The organism is Actinocrispum sp. NPDC049592 (assembly GCF_040675465.1).
GTDB lineage: Bacteria > Actinomycetota > Actinomycetes > Mycobacteriales > Pseudonocardiaceae > Kibdelosporangium.
In genome coordinates, this window is sequence record NZ_JBFAPA010000003.1 from 105,514 (window position 1) to 124,353 (window position 18,840).

Annotated in this window: 13 protein-coding genes; 7 read left to right on the top strand and 6 right to left on the bottom strand. The window is 68.3% G+C overall.

Annotation, left to right across the window (positions count from 1 at the left end; translation table 11 throughout):
- Positions 1–3: 3 nt before the first annotated feature.
- Positions 4–3,081 (top strand): AAA family ATPase, encoded by a 3,078-nt coding sequence (locus AB0J95_RS10545; protein ID WP_364755329.1) that lies wholly within the window; start codon positions 4–6, stop codon positions 3,079–3,081.
- Here the strand turns inward: AB0J95_RS10545 and AB0J95_RS10550 are convergent.
- Positions 3,078–3,548, bottom strand: a complete 471-nt coding sequence (locus AB0J95_RS10550; RefSeq protein ID WP_364755332.1) for an ester cyclase — start codon at positions 3,546–3,548, stop codon at positions 3,078–3,080. The two genes, AB0J95_RS10545 and AB0J95_RS10550, sit on opposite strands and share 4 nt — an antisense overlap.
- 223 nt (positions 3,549–3,771) lie before the next feature.
- Positions 3,772–5,319: an ABC-F family ATP-binding cassette domain-containing protein gene (locus AB0J95_RS10555; protein ID WP_364755335.1), complete on the bottom strand. Its 1,548-nt coding sequence runs from the start codon at positions 5,317–5,319 to the stop codon at positions 3,772–3,774.
- A gap of 183 nt (positions 5,320–5,502) precedes the next feature.
- On the opposite strand from AB0J95_RS10555, the gene modA reads away from it, so the two are divergent.
- Genes modA through AB0J95_RS10570 form a run of 3 tightly spaced genes read left to right on the top strand, consistent with a single transcriptional unit; the run spans position 5,503 to position 8,142 of the window.
- Positions 5,503–6,282: a molybdate ABC transporter substrate-binding protein gene (gene modA / locus AB0J95_RS10560; protein ID WP_364755338.1), complete on the top strand. Its 780-nt coding sequence runs from the start codon at positions 5,503–5,505 to the stop codon at positions 6,280–6,282.
- Between the two features lie 10 nt (positions 6,283–6,292).
- Entirely contained in the window at positions 6,293–7,093 is an 801-nt protein-coding gene (gene modB, locus AB0J95_RS10565; RefSeq protein WP_364755341.1) for a molybdate ABC transporter permease subunit, read from the top strand.
- On the top strand, positions 7,090–8,142 hold the full coding sequence (locus tag AB0J95_RS10570) for an ABC transporter ATP-binding protein (protein ID WP_364755344.1): 1,053 nt from the start codon (positions 7,090–7,092) through the stop codon (positions 8,140–8,142). The genes modB and AB0J95_RS10570 overlap by 4 nt, the downstream gene beginning before the upstream one ends.
- Here the strand turns inward: AB0J95_RS10570 and AB0J95_RS10575 are convergent.
- From AB0J95_RS10575 to AB0J95_RS10585, 3 genes are read right to left on the bottom strand one after another with little or no spacing between them, the layout of a single operon-like run.
- A complete protein-coding gene (locus tag AB0J95_RS10575; protein ID WP_364755346.1) occupies positions 8,139–9,332 on the bottom strand; it encodes a dihydrolipoamide acetyltransferase family protein in 1,194 nt (397 codons plus the stop codon). The genes AB0J95_RS10570 and AB0J95_RS10575 overlap by 4 nt on opposite strands.
- Positions 9,329–10,309, bottom strand: coding sequence for an alpha-ketoacid dehydrogenase subunit beta (locus tag AB0J95_RS10580; protein WP_364755349.1), 981 nt, complete (start codon positions 10,307–10,309; stop codon positions 9,329–9,331). The genes AB0J95_RS10575 and AB0J95_RS10580 overlap by 4 nt, the downstream gene beginning before the upstream one ends.
- Entirely contained in the window at positions 10,306–11,283 is a 978-nt protein-coding gene (locus AB0J95_RS10585) for a thiamine pyrophosphate-dependent dehydrogenase E1 component subunit alpha (RefSeq protein WP_364756160.1), read from the bottom strand. The genes AB0J95_RS10580 and AB0J95_RS10585 overlap by 4 nt, the downstream gene beginning before the upstream one ends.
- Positions 11,284–11,380: 97 nt before the next feature.
- Between AB0J95_RS10585 and AB0J95_RS10590 the strand changes: the two genes are divergently transcribed.
- Positions 11,381–11,935: an Lrp/AsnC family transcriptional regulator gene (locus tag AB0J95_RS10590; protein WP_364755352.1), complete on the top strand. Its 555-nt coding sequence runs from the start codon at positions 11,381–11,383 to the stop codon at positions 11,933–11,935.
- 58 nt (positions 11,936–11,993) lie between these two features.
- Complete coding sequence (locus AB0J95_RS10595; protein ID WP_364755355.1) at positions 11,994–14,075, top strand: tetratricopeptide repeat protein; 2,082 nt, start codon at positions 11,994–11,996, stop codon at positions 14,073–14,075.
- A gap of 224 nt (positions 14,076–14,299) precedes the next feature.
- Here the strand turns inward: AB0J95_RS10595 and AB0J95_RS10600 are convergent, their stop codons facing one another.
- Positions 14,300–15,514 (bottom strand): hypothetical protein, encoded by a 1,215-nt coding sequence (locus AB0J95_RS10600; protein WP_364755358.1) that lies wholly within the window; start codon positions 15,512–15,514, stop codon positions 14,300–14,302.
- A gap of 210 nt (positions 15,515–15,724) precedes the next feature.
- Here AB0J95_RS10600 and AB0J95_RS10605 point away from each other — a divergent pair, with 210 nt between their 5' ends.
- Entirely contained in the window at positions 15,725–18,664 is a 2,940-nt protein-coding gene (locus AB0J95_RS10605) for a tetratricopeptide repeat protein (RefSeq protein WP_364755361.1), read from the top strand.
- The last annotated feature ends 176 nt before the right edge of the window (positions 18,665–18,840 follow it).

An 18,840-nucleotide genomic window follows, 5' to 3' on the forward strand; every position in this document is an offset into this window, starting at 1 on the left:
GGCATGGCGCACCTGGTCGGACGAGCGGACGAGCTCGCGGTCATCGCGGAGCTGCTGGCCCGGCCAGGCCTGCGGATCGCCGAGATCGTCGGCGAGCCCGGCATCGGCAAGACCCGCCTGCTCGCCGAGATCCGGGCGGCCGCCGGACCGCGCCGCGCCCTCGCGGGCCAGGCAGGCGAACTCGCCGGCAGCATCCCCTACTCGGTCCTCGTGGACGCCCTCGACGACACCCTCACAAAGTCCCAACCACCCCTGACCCCCCAAACCCAAACCCTCCTCACCGACATCCTCCCCGCCCTCACACCCCCGCGCCCCTCCCCCGCGAATACCCCTCCCTCCCCCACCACCCCCGCCCACGGCGACGCCTCCCCCACCCCCTCGGATCCGTTGCGCTCCCCCACCCTCGACGCGCCCCCGCTTTCCGCCCACGCCGCGACTGAGGTCCCCTCCCGGGGGATCCCCGAATTTCACGCTAGTCGAGAGCACCGACAAACCCCGAGCCGCGCCTCGGAGTTGTCCACAGGCGCCGGGAATTTCGGCGTCCCGCCCGGGGTCCCCTCCGGGGGGATCCCCGAATTTCACGTTACGGCAGAGGGGCGACAGAACTGGGGCGGCGAGGGGCAGTTGTCCACAGGGGCGCGGTTCTGGGTGCACCAGGCGCTCGGGGAGGTGCTCGAGTGGCTGGCCACGCCGGATGGGTTGGTGCTGACGCTCGACGACATGCACTGGGCCGACGAGGCCACGTCCGAGTTGCTCGGCCACCTGATCCGCCGGCCGCCCGACGCGCCGCTGCTCATCGTGCTCGCGTACCGCCCCCGCCAGCAGCCGAGGCACCTCGCCGCCGCGCTCGCCGGCACGCACAGCGAGGTCATCGAGCTGGAGCCGTTGTCCCGCGACCAGACCGCCGAGCTGCTCGGCCCGGATGTCTCGCAGCACCGGCTGAACCGGTTGTACGAGCTCAGCGGCGGCAACCCGCTCTACCTGGACGCACTGTCCAAAGTGGGCACTGCCTCCTCGTTCGACGCGGTGCTCACGGCCGAGCTGGATCGGTTGCGGGGCCCGGCCAGGCGAGTCGCCCACGCGGCAGCGGTCCTGGACGACCCCTTCGACCAGGAACGAACCGCCGAAGTCAGCGAACTGTCCACAGCAGACACCAGAAAAGCGCTGGCAGAACTCCAGGAACGAGACTTCATCCGCCCAGACGGCGGCAAATGGCGCTTCCGCCACCCCCTGGTCCGCAGAGCCGCCTACAACGCGGCAAGCCGAGGCTGGCTGCACGGCGCCCACGCCCGGGCAGCGAAAGCGCTGAGAGAAGCGCCCGCAACCAAACAAGCCCCGCACGTGATGCGCGTGGCCCAAGTAGGCGACGAGCAAGCGGTTGAGCTGCTGGCGAAAGCGGCAGCGGAGACCATCACCCACGGCCCGGCAACCGCGGCCCAGTGGCTGAGAGCCGCCGCGGACCTCATTCCCGACACCGCAACAACAAGGAGACTCCAACTCCTGGCGGAACTGGGAAACGCGTTGGCGCTGAGCGGATCCCTGCACGAAAGCCGGGAGGTCCTGCAGAACGTGCTGCACCAGCTGCCAGCCGACGCCTACCGCAGCGGGGCGGTGGTCCTCTGCGCCCGAGTAGAGCAACTGCTGGGCAGGCACCCCGAAGCACGCGGCCTGCTGCTCGCGGAACTCAAGAGAATGCCGGAGAACCAGCGCCGCGAACGTGCGTTCCTGGAGCTGGAACTCGGCTCGGTGGGGCTGATCAGCTGCGACTTCCAGATCGACACGACCTGGATTGCCGACGCCCTGGCCATCGCGAAAGACCTCAACGACCGTGCCCTGGAGGCAGGCGCCTATGCGGTTCTGGCGCTGGCGGCGTACGGGGTCGCAGATGTCGCAACGGCTCTGGAGTGGCAACGGAAAGGCGCAGCCCTGCTCGATGAGCTGACCGATGACGAACTCGCTTGGCGCGTGGATGTCACCGCGACGCTGGGGTGGGCGGAGTTGTATCTGGCGCAACCGAGGCAAGGGTTGATGCACCTCGACCGTGGGCTGGCGTTGTCCGCGCGCACCGGGCACAGCCATCAGTTGATCTACCTGCTCACCGGCAAAGCCATGGCGCAGCACCTGATGGGCGACCTGATCGAGGCGGGAGCGACCGCGGCCGAGGCGGTGGAGGCGGCCGAGCTGTCCGCGAGCGAGAAGCTCAAGGCGGCCGCGTACACGATCCAGGCCATGGTCGCGACCTCCCGGCGGGAACGGGACCTGGCCTTGAAAGCGGGCCAACGTGCCGCGCGGGCAAGCGCGGAGAACCCGGACTGGTGGGCAGCAGTGGCCGGATGTGCGCTGGGATCGGCACGGTTGATCAACGGTGATGCCGAGGGCTGCCTCGCGGATCTCGTCCGGCTCGCCGGTGGACCGGACCTGCCGCTGCTGGACCCCTTGCACCGTCCGGTGTTCGGCGAACCACTCGTGGTCGCCGAGCTGTCCCGCGGCCGGATCGACAACGCCAGGGCGTGGATCGCGATGATGGAACAGGCTGTCGAGGAAAGCAACGGCGGCGAGAGCCTCCCGAACCGCACCGGGCACATAGCGTTGTGCCGCGCGCGGCTCGAACTCGTTGCCGGCGAGGCGAACCAGGCCGTCGAGCACGCGACCACGGCCGTGCGGGCGTTCGGCGGGATCGACCACACGTTGCAGGAGGCGGAAAGCCGCGAGGTGCTCGGTAGCGCACTGGCCGCGGCCGGGCATCCCGAGACCGCGATCGCCGAGCTGACCGAGACCGCCAAGCAGTACTCGGCGTTCGGCCTGCCCGGGCGCCGCGACGGTGTCTACCGGAAGCTACGAGCGCTGGGGCACAACGTGATCGCGCCCCGGAGCGCCGAGGCGCGCGGCACGTTGCCCGAACTCACCGCGCGTGAGGACGAGGTCGCCCGGCTGGTGGCCGAGGGCCTGACCAACCGCGAGATCATGCAGCGCCTGCAGCTGTCCCGGCGCACGGTGGAAACCCACATCACCAACATCAGGCTGAAACTGGACGTGGCCTCGCGGGCCGCGCTCGCGGCCCGCGTGATCCGCGCGGGCTAGGACGCGGCCGCCACCATCCGCAGCTTCTTCTTCCGCATCGGCTTGGTGTCACCCACCGACGTGGTGTCCGGGTGCACGCCGATCTGGGCCAGCAGCTCCAGGTCATCGCGCACGCAGAGGTGCGTGGCGAGTCGGCCGTCGCGCCCCTCGTAGATGTGCACCTGCTCGACGCTGACCGGGCACCGCGTCGGTGCCACGCCCAGGTACTCGCCGATGTGGACACCCGAGAACCGCAGGCGCACGACCGTCGTGGTTCCCTCCGCCACGAGACCGAGCACCTCCCACCGGGCGTCACTGAACGAACGGCGCAGCGACAGCAGTGAGCTCTTGAACCAGTCCGGCCCGGCCGACACCCCGAGGTCGGCGAAGTCCGGCGTCAGGTAGTCGTCGATCCTGGCGATCTTTCCCTCGTTGAACGCCCGGCACAGCTCCAGCACCAGGCGCTTGTAGTGAGCGGTCCCCGTCATTGAACTCCTCGACCCTCTCCCCAGGAGGTCCCCTTGCCCCGGACAATAGTGGCCTTCGCCGAGCGCCTGCGCTTCGTGGTAATTACGCACATCCTGTGTCCGCACTACGTAGGTTGATCCTCTGGTGCCTCTGGGTGACGATCCGCCCGCCCTTTGGGGAAGCCGGTCCGCACAGACAAGGACGCCCGTGCGGCCCGGTGGTTCGTCGCTCTCACTAGTCCGATCAGGCGACCTTGCCGTTACGGAGGACAAGTTCGGAACCGGTCCAGCCGCGGCGCAGCCACCGGTCGTGCGACGCGACCACGATCGCGCCCGGCGCCTGGCGCAGCGCCTCTTCCAGCTCCTCGACCAGGCTGAGCGACAGGTGGTTGGTGGGTTCGTCGAGCAGCAGCACGTCCGGCGGGTCGGCGATCACCATCGCCAGCGCCAGCCGCCGGCGTTGCCCCACGGACAACAGACCCACCGGGCGGTCCATGTCCCTCGGGGAGACCAGGCCGACGTCCGGACCGGTGTAGAGCTGCCGTGCGGAGGATTCCGGGTGTGCGAACACGACGTCCTGTTCCAACAGTCCGACTCGGACACCACTCGCCCGGCGCACCTCGCCATGGTCCGGGGCCAGCCGCCCGGCCAGGACGTTGAGCAAGGTCGACTTCCCGGCCCCGTTCAACCCGGTGATCATCAGCCGCGCGGACGTGTTCACGTCCAGCCGGTCGACGCACAACCGGCCGTCGACCCGCACATCCCGCACCGACAACGCCAGCTTGTCCGGCACATCCGCGGTCAGCGTGGCCGCGAACCGCAACGGCTCCGGCGGTTTGCGGACCTGCGTACGGGTCAGCTCGTCCAGCCGGTGTTGCGCGTTGCGCACCCGGCGGGAGATCGACTTCTGCACGCGGGCACCGCGGAAGGCGTAGACGAAGCCGTCGCTGTCGCGGGCGGGACGGTTGTGCGCGACCGAACGGGCCTTGGTCGCCACCGCGTCCCGCAGCTCGCGCAGTTCGTCCTGTTCGGACTGGTACTGCTGCTCCCACCGGGCCCGGTCGGCCTTCTTGGCCCCCAGGTAGTCCGTGTAGGCGCCGCCGTACCGGGTCACCCCGCCCCTGGCCGGGTCGAGGTCGACGATGTCCGTGCACACCGCGTCCAGGAACACCCGGTCGTGTGACGCGAGCACGACCACGCCGGGCAGCTTGGCCAGCTGACGCTCCAGGAACGTCATGGCGTCGTCGTCCAGGTGGTTGGTCGGCTCGTCGAGCAGCAGCGCGCGGGGCTGGCGGATCAGCAGCGCGGCCAGGCCCAGCCGGGACCGTTGCCCGCCGGACATCTCGTCCAGCCGCCGGTCCCGCCCGGTCGGATCGAGCCCGAGACCGGCCAGCACCAGCTCGGCGCGCCGGTCGGCGTCCCAGAGGTCGTGCTCCTGGGCCCACTCCAGCACTTCGCCGTACTCGTTCATCCGATCGGGTTGTCCGGCCAGCTCGTCCAGGCGGCGTTCCGCGTCGCGGATCTCGGCGAGGGCGTCGTCGAGCACGTCGCCGACGGTCTGACCGGCGTCGAACGGCAGTTCCTGGGCCAGGTAGCCGAAGTCCGGCGGGCGGGTGATCTCGCCGCCGTCCGGCTCCTCGGTGCCGGCGAGCAGCCGCAACAGGGTCGACTTGCCGACCCCGTTCTCACCGACCAGCCCGAGGCGCTGGCCAGGGGATGTCGTCAACGACACGCTGTCGAGAACTCGCCGGTCGCCGTAGAGCTTGGTCACGTCACGGGCGCTCAGATACATGGATTCATCACCGCTCGGCATAACGCTGGGAGCCCGCCGGGCAGTACGGCCTCGGGCGCGGGCAGGCAGTGATGTCAGCTCTCCATGATGGTTACAAGGCTAGCAAGAACCACAACCGAATATTGGACCCCCGCATCTGCTGACGTAGATTGCTCATGTTTCCGCAGATACGGAGGTTTCGCGGTGAGGAAACTCGCGATCGCGCTGGCAGCGGCTCTGGTGCTGACCGGCTGCGGCGGCACGGACCAGCCCGCGTCGGGTGGCAGCACCCCGACCGGCACGTCCACCAGTGCAGCGACCCCCGTCGGTGATGTCACGGTGTTCGCGGCGGCGTCGCTGACCGAGACGTTCACCCAGATCGGCAAGGACTTCGAGGCGGCCCACCCGGGCTCGCACGTGAAGTTAAACTTCGCCGGCAGCTCCGCGCTGGCGCGGCAGATCAACCAGGGTGCCCCCGCGGACGTGTTCGCCTCGGCCGCCCCGGCCAACATGCAGCAGGTCGCGCAGAGCGGCTCCACCGTGTTCGTGCGCAACAAGCTGCAGATCGCGGTGGCCAAGGGCAACCCGAAGAAGATCACCTCGCTGGCCGACCTGGCCAAGCCGGACGTCAAGCTGGCGCTGTGCGCCGAGCAGGTGCCCTGCGGCGCGGCCTCGAAGAAGGCGTTCCAGGCGGCCAACCTGACGCCCAAGCCGGTCACCCTGGAGCAGGACGTGAAGGCCACGTTGACCAAGGTCAAGCTGGGTGAGGTGGACGCCGCGCTGGTCTACCAGACGGACGTGTCCTCGACCAAGGGCGACGTCGACGGCGTCACCTTCCCCGAGGCCGACAAGGCCATCAACGACTACCCGATCATCGCGTTGCCCAAGGCCACCAACGCGGCGGGCGCCAAGGCGTTCGTCGACTACGTGTTGTCCGGCAAGGGCAAGGCGGTGCTGAGCGCCGCGGGCTTCGACTCTCCGTGACACTGTGGGTATGCGAGTAGCGCGGCGGACCAGGACAGCTCCCGGTGTCCTGGTCGTGCCGGCCGTGGTGGGACTGTTGTTCCTGGTCCTGCCGCTGACCGGGATGGTCATCCGGGCGCCTTGGTCCACTTTGGTCTCGCGGCTGGCGAGCGCCGAGGTGGGTGAGGCGCTGCGGCTTTCCCTGATCTGCGCCACCACGGCGACGGCGATCTGCCTGGTGCTCGGGGTTCCGCTGGCGTGGGTGCTGGCGCGGACCACGATCCCCGGGCGGCGGTTCGCCCGTGCGCTGGTGACGGTGCCCCTGGTGCTGCCGCCGGTGGTCGGCGGGGTGGCGTTGCTGCTGGTGTTCGGCCGGCGTGGGGTGATCGGCCAGTACCTGGACTCGTGGTTCGGGATCACGTTGCCGTTCACCACCGCCGGAGTCGTTGTGGCCGAGGCGTTTGTGGCGATGCCGTTCCTGATCATCGCCGTCGAGGGCGCTTTGCGCGGCGCGGATCCCCGGTTCGAGGAGGCGGCGGCGACCCTCGGTGCGTCCCGGTGGACCGCGTTCCGGCGGGTCACCTTGCCGACGGTCGCGCCCGGAATCGCCGCTGGCGCCGTGCTTTGCTGGGCGCGGGCGTTGGGTGAGTTCGGCGCGACGATCACCTTCGCCGGGAACTTCCCAGGCACCACCCAGACCATGCCGCTGGCGGTCTACCTCGCCCTGGAACAGGATCCGGACAGCGCGACCGTGCTCAGCCTGGTGCTGCTCGCGGTGTCCGTGGCGATCCTGGTGAGCCTACGGGAAAAGTGGATCGGACCGAGCGCATGAGCCTGCACGCGAACCTCTCGGTGCACATCGCCGCGTTCAAGCTGAACGCGTCCTTCAGCGTCGAACCCGGGACCACGCTGGCCCTGCTGGGGCCCAACGGTGCCGGGAAGACCACGGCTCTGCGGGCGCTCGCCGGGTTGCAGCCGTTGACCGACGGGCTGATCGAACTCGGTCACCGGACGCTCGACGATCCCGAACGGGGCACGTTCCTGCCGCCCGAACGACGCGCGGTGGGCGTGGTCTTCCAGGACTACCTGCTGTTCGGACATCTGTCCGCAATGGACAACGTTGCTTTTGGCCTCCGGGCAAGGGGACACCGCAAGCGCGAGTCGAACGAGGCCGCGTTGCGCTGGCTGGACCAGGTCGGGTTGCGCGACCAGGCGCGTCAGAAGCCCCGGGAACTGTCCGGCGGACAGGCGCAGCGGGTCGCGTTGGCGCGCGCTTTGGCGATCGATCCGGACCTGTTGCTGCTCGACGAACCCCTTGCGGCGCTGGATGCCGCGACCCGCGTACAGATCCGTTCGCAACTCAGGCAACACCTCGACGCGTACGCGGGGGCGACCGTCCTGGTCACACACGACCCGCTGGACGCGATGATCCTCGCCGACAGGTTGCTGGTGCTGGAGAACGGATTCGTTGTGCAGGAAGGCACCCCGGCCGAGGTGGCCCGCCAGCCGCGCACGGACTACATCGCCACGCTGGTCGGGTTGAACCTCTACCGCGGGAAAGCCGATGGCACGTCAGTGAAACTCACCGACGGCAGCGTTCTCACCACCGCACATCCCGCGGAGGGCGAGGTTTTCTTCACCTTCCGGCCCACCGCCGTGAGCCTGCACCGCACCCGCCCGGACGGCAGCCCTCGAAACACTTGGCAGGCAACGGTTTCCGGGATCGAACAACACGCCGACACCGTGCGGGTCCGGCTCGACGGGTCGCCGGATCTCCTCGCCGACATCACCACGGCCGCCGTGGCCGAACTGGAACTGGTGCAGGGGCGCCAGGTGTGGGTCTCGGTGAAAGCCACCGAGACCCACACCTACCCGGTTTAGAGATCGCCGAGCAGAGCGGCCGGGTGCTCGACGCAGTCGGCGATGAACCGCAGGAACCCGCCGGACACCTCGCCATCGCAGACCCGGTGGTCGAACGCGAGCGTCAGCTGGGTGACCTTGCGGACGGCCAGCTGGCCGTCGACCACCCACGGCTTGTCGATGATCCGGCCAAGGCCGACGATCGCGGCCTCCGGGTGGTTGATGATCGCGGCCGAACCGTCCACACCGAACACACCGTAGTTGTTCACCGTGAACGTGCCGCCGGTCAGCTGCGCCGGCGCCACCTTGCCGTCGCGGGCCAAGTCGGTGAGTTCGGCCAGCTTCGCGGACAGCTCGCGGGTGCTCAGGGTCTGCGCGTCCTTGATCACCGGGACGACCAGGCCACGCGGGGTCTGGGCGGCGAAGCCGAGGTTGACCGCCTCGGACAGCACGATCTCGTTGTTGTCCACAGTGGAGTTCAGCAACGGGAACCGCTTGAGCCCGAGCACGCAGAACTTGGCCAGCAGCGCCAGCACACCCACCGGGCGGGACGGGTCGGCGGCGTTGATCTCCTTGCGCACGGCGAGAAGGTTCGTCGCGTCGACGTCGACCCAGACCGTGGCCTCGGGGATCTCGCGGCGCGAGCGGCTCAGGCGCTCGGCGATCGCGCCGCGGACGCCCTTCAGCGGGATCCGGGTGCCCTTCGGTCCTTCGATCGCCGCGACGACGTCCTTGCGCAGCACCAGGCCTTCGGGCCCGGAGCCGTCCACGGCCTGCAGGTCGACCCCGTTGTCCCGGGCCAGTTTCCGCACCACCGGAGAGATCACCGGGACCCGCCCGGGGTGGGTCTTGGGCACGTCCGGCGTGGCGACGGGAGCGTTTCGGCGGCGGCCATTGGCGCGGCGGGCGCGTTTCACCGTTCCCGCGCCAACGAGATTGGGCGCGGTCTGCACGCCCGGCTCGGAAAGCCCGGCCGAGGCAACGGAAATCAGCGGGGCGCCCACCTTCACCATCGCCCCGGCCTCGCCGTGCAGCGCGGTCACGACCCCGGCGTACGGCACGGGCACCTCGATGGCCGCCTTGGCCGTCTCGACCTCGACCACCGGCTGGTCGACCTCGACCGCGTCACCGACCTCGACCAGCCAGCGGACGATCTCCGCCTCGATCAGGCCCTCGCCGAGGTCCGGCAGCGGGAACTCGCGGACGTTCACTTGTCCTCCCACTGCAGCCGGGCAATGGTGTCCAGGATCCGGTCCGGGTGCGGCAGCTGGTGCTCCTCGAGGTCCTTGGGCGGGTACGGCACATCCAGGCCACCGACGCGCAACACGGGTGCCTCCAGCCAGTGGAAGCAGTGCTCGGAAACGGTAGCCACAACCTCAGCGCCATAGCCGCTGAACATCGACGACTCGTGTACGACGACCGCGCGGCCCGTTTTACGCACCGACGCGCACACCGTCTCCTCGTCGAGCGGCGACAGCGACCGCAGGTCGACGACCTCGACGTCCCAGCCTTCCTCGGTGGCCGCCTCCGCGGTCTCCAGGCAGGTCTGCACCGTGGAGCCGTAGCAGAGCAGCGTGACGTCCTTGCCGTGCTTGCGGACGATCGCGCGGTTCATCGGGTCGCGCTGGGTCAGGTCGAAGTCGGCGCGGGACCAGTAGCGGGACTTCGGCTCCATGAAGATCACCGGGTCCGGCGACTCGATCGCCGAGCGCAACAGTGAGTACGCATCCGCTGTAGTGCCTGGTGTGACGACGGTCAGACCCGGGGTGTGCGTGTAGTAGGTCTCTGACGAGTCGCCATGGTGCTCCACACCGCCGATACCACCGCCGTAGGGGATGCGGATGACCATCGGCAACGCGACCTTGCCGCGCGTACGGTTGCGCATCTTGGCCACATGCGAGGTGATCTGCTCGAACGCGGGGTACGCGAACGCGTCGAACTGCATCTCGACCACAGGCCGCAGACCGTACATAGCCATACCGACAGCAGTGCCAACAATCCCCGACTCTGCTAGGGGCGAGTCGAAACAACGGTCCTCACCGAACTGCTTGGTGAGGCCCTCGGTCACGGTGAACACCCCGCCGTACGGGCCCACATCCTCGCCGAAGACGACGACACTCGGGTCCTCCGTCATGGCGTCCTTCAGCGCACGGTTGAGCGCCTGAGCCATGTTCAGTTGTGTGGTCATGCCAGTTCTTCCTTCAGCATGGCCGCCTGGGCGCGCAGGCGCGGCGTGGGGGTGGCGTAGACGTGCTCGAACAGCTCGTCGGGGTGCACGTGCGCGTCCTTGTTCATCTCGGCGCGCAGGGCGCTCGCCATCCGCTCGATCTCGTCGGCGTAGACGTCCGCGTCAAGGCCTAACAGCCGGTCGAACCGCGCGATCGGGTCCTTGGCCCGCCACGGTTCGGCGTCCGCGGCGTCGCGGTACCGGCTGGTGTCGTCTGAGTTGGTGTGCGGGTCGATCCGGTAGGTAAGGCCCTCCACAATGGATGGTCCGCCGCCGGCGCGTGCACGGTCCAGCGCCTGCTTGGTGACTGTGTACACCGCGGCGGCGTCGTTGCCGTCGACGTGGTGGCCGGGCATGCCGTAGCCGATCGCCTTGTGCGCCAGGGTGGGCGCCTTGGTCTGCTTGGACAGCGGGACGCTGATGGCCCACTGGTTGTTCTGGATGAAGAAGACCACCGGGGCGTTCCACACCGCGGCGAAGTTGAACGCCTCGTGCGCGTCGCCCTCACTGGTAGCGCCGTCGCCCATGAACACCAGCACAGCCACGTTGTCGCCCTTAAGACGGGCGGCGTGGGCAAGGCCCACTGCGTGGGGCGCACTGGTGGACAACGGCGTGCACTGTGGTGCGACACGGTACGCGTACGGGTCGTAACCGGAGTGCCAGTTGCCGCGCAACAGTGTCAGCGCCTCGACTGGGGGTACACCACGCGTGACCATGGCGACACAGTCACGGTACGTGGGGAACAGCCAGTCATCCTGCGCCAACGCGAGCGTCGCGCCCACCTGGCAGGCCTCCTGGCCCGCGGAGGACGGGTAGACCGCGAGTCTGCCCTGTTTCGTCAACGCTGTCGCCTGGCGGTCGAACCGGCGGCCGAGGACCATGGCCCGGTGCAGTGACCGCAGCACCTGCTGGTCCGGCAGCGTGCCGGCGGCCATACCGTGCTCGTCGACGAGTTGGATCGGGTCCATGCTCGGCAGGTCGACGCCGAGGAGCTCTTCGGTCGACTTCATGACCGAATGGTCAGTTGGTATCGTGACAGTTGTCCACGCCGGTGGCCTAGCCCGAGACGAGTTGCCGGTGGGCGGCGAGGAGGAGGTCCGGATGTCCCACCAGATGTCCGGCCAGCACGGAACCGATGGACGGATGGCGCCGGTCCTGGACGAGATCGACCGCAACATCGTCGAGCTCCTCCGAGCCGACGGCAGGATCTCCGTCCGCAAACTCGCCGAGCAGGTCAACGTCTCCAGGGCCAACGCCTATGCCCGGATCGAACGCCTGACAGCCTCCGGCGTCATCACGGGCTACCACGCCACCATCGATCCGCACAGGTATGGCTACACAGTGTCGGCATACCTAGCGGTCAAACTCCGCCAACGCTCCTGGCGCGAGTTCACCGAACGCCTGGCCGACATGCCCGAGGTCGAACACGCCGCCATGGTCTCCGGCGGCTACGACGGCCTCCTGCTCGTCCGAACCACCGACAGCGACGCCCTCCGCGACGTCGTCCTCGACCGCCTCCAGTCCATGCCCGAAGTCATGGCCACCCACACCATGTTCATCCTCGACGAACTCCACCCGAAGCACTGAGTGCTTTCAGACCGGGCACGACGTACGGTCGGAATGCGCTTTCGTCGGGGGGAGCCGAATGGACACCGCGGACATCCGCAACGAGATCTCCGGACGGGCATCCGGGCCTGTCGTCCAAGCCGGTCAGGTCACCGGCGGCGTGCACATCCACCACACCGCGGCCACCGGGCCACCCGTGCCCCGGCAGCTGCCCGCGTCCCCACCCAGGTTCACCGGGCGCGACCGTGAGCTGCGAGAACTCGACGAGATCCGGTCCCGGACGCTGGTGCTGACCGGCCAGGGCGGGGTTGGGAAGACGGCGCTGGCGCTGCACTGGGCGCACCGGGTGCGTGACCGGTTCCCGGACGGCCAGCTGTACATCGACCTCGCCGGGTTCAGCGGGATCACCCCGGTCGAACCCGGTGAGGCGCTGGGGTTGTTCCTGAGGTCGCTCGGCGTGGCACCCGAACGCGTGCCAGCGCGGCTCGCCGAGCAGGCCGCGCTGTACCGGTCGCTGACCGCCGACAAGGCGATGCTGATCCTGCTCGACAACGCCTACTCCGCGGCCCAGGTGCGCGTGCTCCTGCCGTCGTCCCAGGCAAGCACCGTTGTGGTGACGAGTCGTAGCCGTCTCGTCGGGTTGGTGCCTGATGGCGCACGGCTCGTACCGGTGCCGCCGCTGCCGACTGAGGGCGCCATGGACTTGCTGGCCAGTACCGTCGGCGAGGACCGGGTGGAGCACGAACGAGACCGGGCCGAGCAACTTGTCGACATCTGTGGTGGGTTACCGATCGCCTTGTGCGTAGCCGGTGCCCGGCTGGCGACGCGGCCTCGGCTGTCCGTCGGCCGGATGACCGCCGCTCTCGCCGACGAGCAGCGCCGGCTGGCCGGGTTGTCCGCCGTGCAAGCCGCGTTCGACGTGTCCTACCGATCCCTTGAGGCGCAGGTGGCCACGCTGTACCGGCGCCTCGGCCTGCACCCGGGCCAGGACTTCGGCTCGGGCGTCGCCGTCGCGGTGACACCGGACAACACCGACGAGGCCCTCGACAACCTGGTCGAGGACAACCTCATCGAGGAGATCGACGAGGACCGCTACCGCTTCCACGACCTGCTCCGCCTGCACGCCCGCGATCGCGCGGCCGCCGAGGACACACCCCAGCAACAGGAAGCCACCGTGCTCGGCATCCTGGAGTGGTACCTGGCGACCGCCATTGCCGCCGACCTCGTGGTGACGCCGTATCGCCGTCGCCCGTTCGGGTACGACTTCCAGACCGGCCCGTCGCCGGTGCCCCGGTTCGGTTCCCGCGACGAGGCCTTGTCCTGGCTGGACAGCGAACGGGTCAACCTGATGGCCGCCGGACGGGCCGCGCTGGACCGCAAGTGGGCGGAACTGGCCTGGCACCTGTCCGACGTGATGTGGCCGCTTTTGTTGTACCGCAAGCATTATCGCGACCGACTGGACATCGACCACCGCGGCGTGACGGCGGCCCGCGAGTGGGCCAACACCTGGGCAGAGGCAGAGATGCTGAAACGACTGGGCCGGGTCCTGACCGTGCTGGGCGACCACGACGAGGCCGAGCAGCGTTTGCGGTCCGCACAAGACCTTTTCGCCACCGAGCGGGACACCCTGGGCGCGGCGGCCGCCCGGGAGTACCTGGCATTGCTGTACTTGGAGACCGGCCGGCTCACCGACGCCGTCGACGTGTTCGAGGAGTTGCTTACCGTGCACCGGGAACTCGGCGCCGAGCGCAACGTCGCGCTCGACCTGATCAACCTCGGGCTGGTGCTGCCGAAACAGCGACGGGCCGAGGAAGCCGTTGCCAAACTGTCCGAGGCGCACGAGATCTTCGCCCGCCTGGCCACCACCGACCCGTTCAACGGCGCCCGCGCGATGACCGCCCTCGCCGACGCGCACCGCCAAGCGGGCGACCTCGGTCAGGCACGCACCTGGGCTGAACGCGCGGCGCATGCCATGACCGAGCTCGGTTCCACCTTCGGCCAGGCCGAAACCCACGAGGTCCTCGCCGAGATCGCCGTCGCCACCGGCGACCGCACCACCGCGATCGACCACTTCCAGCACGCCCTGGCCATCTTCGAGTCGGCGTTCTCCGCCCGCGCCGACTCCGTCCGCACCCGCCTACGACAACTGACCGAACAATGACCACCGGTGGTGAATCCGGCGCAGAGTGTTCACAATGGACGAACTGGTCACGCTCAGCCGTTGCCCGTCGCGGATGACGATCGTCCAGCTGTTGCCGGGTCCAGGAACGGCGATCATCGAGAGTCCGGGCCACTGTTGGAAGGCGCCAACGTCCTCAACCGGGAGGACCAAGACGTCGGCCAAGGCGACCCGGCCACCCGGACCCCATGCGATGACCGGCTCGGTCACCGCGCCCGCCACCGGGTCGGAGCGGGGACCGGCCGGGCCAGCCGGTGCCGGCCCGGTTCGGCGATCCCGATCAGCTTGTACATGATCTTGCGCAGGACCCCGTCGGCCCGCCCGGGGCATGATGTCACCAACTTCGCGACCTCCTCGGGGCGAACGGCAGGCTCGGTGCCGAGCTGCTCGGCCAGCGGCAGGTCCGGATCCCACGCCGGGGCGGTGTGCCCGACAAGCTCGTGGGGCGACCCGCCCGCGGTGACGAAGCCGCTCGGCCGGTCGACGCAGAGCACCGGGCGACCGATCGCGGCGGCGTACACGGTGACCGAACCGTGGTCCCCGAAGACGTGGTCCGAGGCGACGATCGCCGGACGCCAGTCGTCCTGCGGCTCGAACAACATCAACCCGGCGTCGAGGCATTCACGCAGCCAGGCCTTCACCTGCCGCCGTCCGTGGCAGGCCCACACCGCCGGATGCAGGAGTGCCGCGACCCGGAACCGCTCCGGTGGCAGCTCGCTCATCAGCCTCGCGAGCACGTCCCCGTGTTGCCCGAAAAGGCCGTGCCTGCCCCACGTCGACGTGACCACGACGAGAGCCTGATCGTCTTCGACGTTCAACGCGGCCCGGTACTCGCGACGATGCGGCTCGCTTGCCACCAACCGGTCGAAGCAGGGATCGCCGGCGACCACCGCCACCCGCAGTCCGTCCGGGCACTGCCGACGCAGTACATCCAGCTGACTGTGGTGCGACAAAGCCAAAGCCGACACCACGAGACGCCCATCCCGGGTCAGTCGCTGGGCGTCCAGCCCGTACACGGGCGGATCCGCCAGCAGGACACCCTCACCGACCGGCGACACATGCTTGCCGAAGGAAGCTCCGTGGCTGACCACCATCGCCGGCGCGTGCAGGTCGGGCAGCCCGCTGTAGGCGGCGGCCAGCGCGAGGTCGAAGCGCTCGCGCACCGCCTGGTGCCAGGGCATCACGACCCCACCCATCTGGTGGAGGAACTCGGCCACCCCGCCGGAGAAGGCTCCCGGCTGATGGGTGAACACGAGCTGGACGCGCGGGTCGGTCTCGATCAGCTCCACCACGTCCAGCAGCGCCCGCCCGCTGGTCACGGTGTGCACGACGACGAGAACACTCCGGCAGTCCGCCCTGGTGACCAGCCACTCGGCGTCTATGCCAACTGGCACATGAACCCAGTTCTCATTGGAGATCAATGCTTCTCCACCCCGATCCAATACGAAGAACGCCCCCGATGCCGGGAAAGGATCCGCGCCTGGGTTGCCAGCGAACTTGCCGTACTGTTGTCACCCTTTCGGACGAGCTTTGTCGACGCTTGCTAACGACTTTCTCGATTCTGCTGACGCATGGCTCCCGGTGGTCCAGAATTTTTCCCAGACAACCGCGTCGTGCGAGGGGTGACGCTGGTGGAATTCAAGATCCTGGGACCGACCAGGCTGATCGTGCGAAGTAGATCCGTCCCGCTCGGCGCCGCTCGCCAACGCGGACTGCTGGCGATACTGCTCTACCACGCCAACGAGCCGGTGAGTGTTCAAACGATCGGAAACCTGCTCTGGCGCGGCCGTCCACCGTCGGACATCCGCCAGATCCTGTATGCGCCGATCAGCCGTATTCGCAAGATATTCACGGATAACCGGGTGCCCGCCGACCTTCCCCGGCTCGCGGACGGATATCAGCTGGACCTCAATCCTGATCTCATCGACTACCACCGGCTCGTCGCCACCGTACGAACTGCCCGCATCTCGGCGGCAGAAGGTGATCACAAAGCGGTGGTTGATCTGTTGTCGCGAGCCATGGAATGGTGGACGGGCACACCATTGGACGAACTGAAGTCGGCCGAGGCGGAACACATCCGCGAACAGATGGTGACCCTCTGGGGAAAGCTGCCCGCGCTGCACCTGCTGTTCGACAGCCAGCGGTCACTGGGGCAGCACGACGCCATTCTGACCAGAGTGAGTCCACTGGTCGAGGACCGTCCACACGACGTCGAACTGGCCAAACACTGGACAGCGGCCATGGTGGCGACCGGGCGGCACCAGGAACTGCAACGACATTTCGAAAGGCTCTCGCCCAGGCTGGACGAGGAAGACGACGAACTGCGAGCCGTGTATGAGGAGGCACTGGGCAAACGGCACGGCCGCAAACGGTTCGCCGACTTCGTGCCACCTCGCCAGCTGTTGCTGCCCACGAGGGAGTTCACCGGACACGAGCCGCTGCTCGCCGAACTGGACGCGATCGCGGCCGAACCGGGAGCGCGTACCGGTGTCGCGCTGACCGGGATGCCCGGCATCGGAAAAACCACCCTCGTCACCTGCTGGGCACACCGCAGAACCGAGCTGTTCCCAGACGGGCAGCTATATATGAATGTCAACGGCTATGGCACAGACCGCCCGATGCCGCCAGACGACATCACCGCGCAGCTGTTGCGCGATCTCGGAATGCCCGCCGACCGCGTGCCGCACGCCGCGGACAGCAGACGGACGCGGCTCGCGAATTTACTCGCCGATCGCAAGGTGCTGATCGTCCTCGACAACGTCCGCAACGCTGACCAGGTACGTCCTTTGCTGCCCGCGTTGTCGTCCGGCATGGTGCTGATCACCAGCCGCGACCGGCTGAAAGGACTGAGCATTCGGGACGGTATCCGCACAATCGCGATCCCCCCGCTGTCGCACGACGAGTCCGTCAGTTTGCTGACCACATTGATCGGTGCCCGGCGGGCCGCGGAAAGTCCGGCGACGGTCGCCGCGCTGGCCCATTTGTCGAGCGGACTGCCGCTCGCGATCCGCATCCTCGGCCAGAACATCGCGGAGCTGCCCGAGGCGCCCCTGGCCGGTCTGCACGGCCATCTGGCCGAGCTGCTCAGCCGGATGCCCGAGGACGGTCAGGACGACGAGACCCTGCACACCTTCTTCTCGTGGTCCTACGAAGAACTACCAGCCACGACGGCACGTATGTTCCGGCTCCTGGGCCTGCACCCGGGCCGGAGCTTCGGCGTCCCAGTCGCCAACGCGCTGTTCAACGGCAACGCGCAGCCGCATCTGGAGACGCTCATCCGCCGCCACCTCCTTGAGCGAGAAGCGAACCATGAGCGATACCGAGTTCATGACCTTCTTGGGACGTACGCCGCGAACCTGTGCGAGATGGACGATTCCCTCGCCGACCGCACCGCCGCCGTGCGCAGAATGCTGGACTTCTACCTGCTCAGTGGCGTGAATGCCGCGCGATGCCTTGTCCCGCAACGCAGTCAGACCCCTGGACTGCCCGAACCCGGTGACATCAGGCCATTGGAGTTCGATGCAGAACCAACGGCCCTGGCATGGTGCGAGGTGGAGCGGGCGAATCTGGCCGCGGCCACGGAAAGTGCCCACGACCATGGTTTTCACCAGCATTCATGGCAGCTGGCCGGAACCGTCCATGAGGTGTACGAACGCTATGGTCCACAGGCGGACATCTTGCACAGCAACATGGTCGCCCTCGCCTCGACACTGACGCTCGACGCGGCCGAACCACAGATCGGGACGCTCAACAATCTCGGCGCCACCTACTACAAGCTCGGCAACCTCCCCAAAGCCACGGCCTACTTCCAGCGCGGACTCGAGTTGGCGCAACAGGCCGAACACCGCGAGGGACAAGCGGTGTGCCTGCACAACCTCGCCAACATCCTGGCGGACCAGGGTGAATCGGCCAGCGCCATCAGCAACTATCACCTTGCGCTGCAAGCATATCGCGACATCAGGCAGCCCTACGGCATGGCGTTTTCCATGCACCGCCTGGGTGTTACCTATCACCGGCTGGACCGCGATGACGAATCCCTTGACTACCTCACGAAAGCACTCGACCTCAGGGTCCACATCGGGCACACCCGGGGCGAGGGAGCGACCAGGACCGCGCTTGCCGAAGTGTACCTGGACCTCGGCGAACTGGGCATGGCTCGCATCCACGGGCAGATCGGCCTGACGGTGCTGCGCCAGACCATGGACCGGGTGGCGACCTGCGCGGCCCTGGTGGTTCTGGCCCAGATCCATTTCACGTCAAGGGACTTCGAGGAGGCCCTGCGCCTGGCGCACGAGGCGACCGAGATCGCGGCCGAGGAGATCGTCGACCGGCGGACCCGGGCGAACGCCTTGGACGTCCTCGCCCGATCCCTCCAGGCGACCGGCGACATCGCCGGCGCCCGCCGAGTCCTCATCGAGGAGCTGGGAGTCCTGACCGATAAGGACAGTCCACGAGAGACCGACATCAGAACCAGACTGGCTGCCCTCGACCGCTCGACAACGCCCCCACCTCGCCGATCGCACGCAGCCACACCGAATATCACCGAGGGTGACCGCCGAACAGTCTACTGAGGAGTAGCCCATTCGCCCACCCGGGCGACGCGTTGCCTGGGGGACATGAGATCATCTTTCGGGTGACGATGATCTCGAGGCGAGCTATCAGCGGTGTTGCCCTGGCACTATTCGTGCTCGTTTCCTTCGGCGCGACAGCGGGTGCCACCGAGAACACGCAGCCGAAGAACCCACCG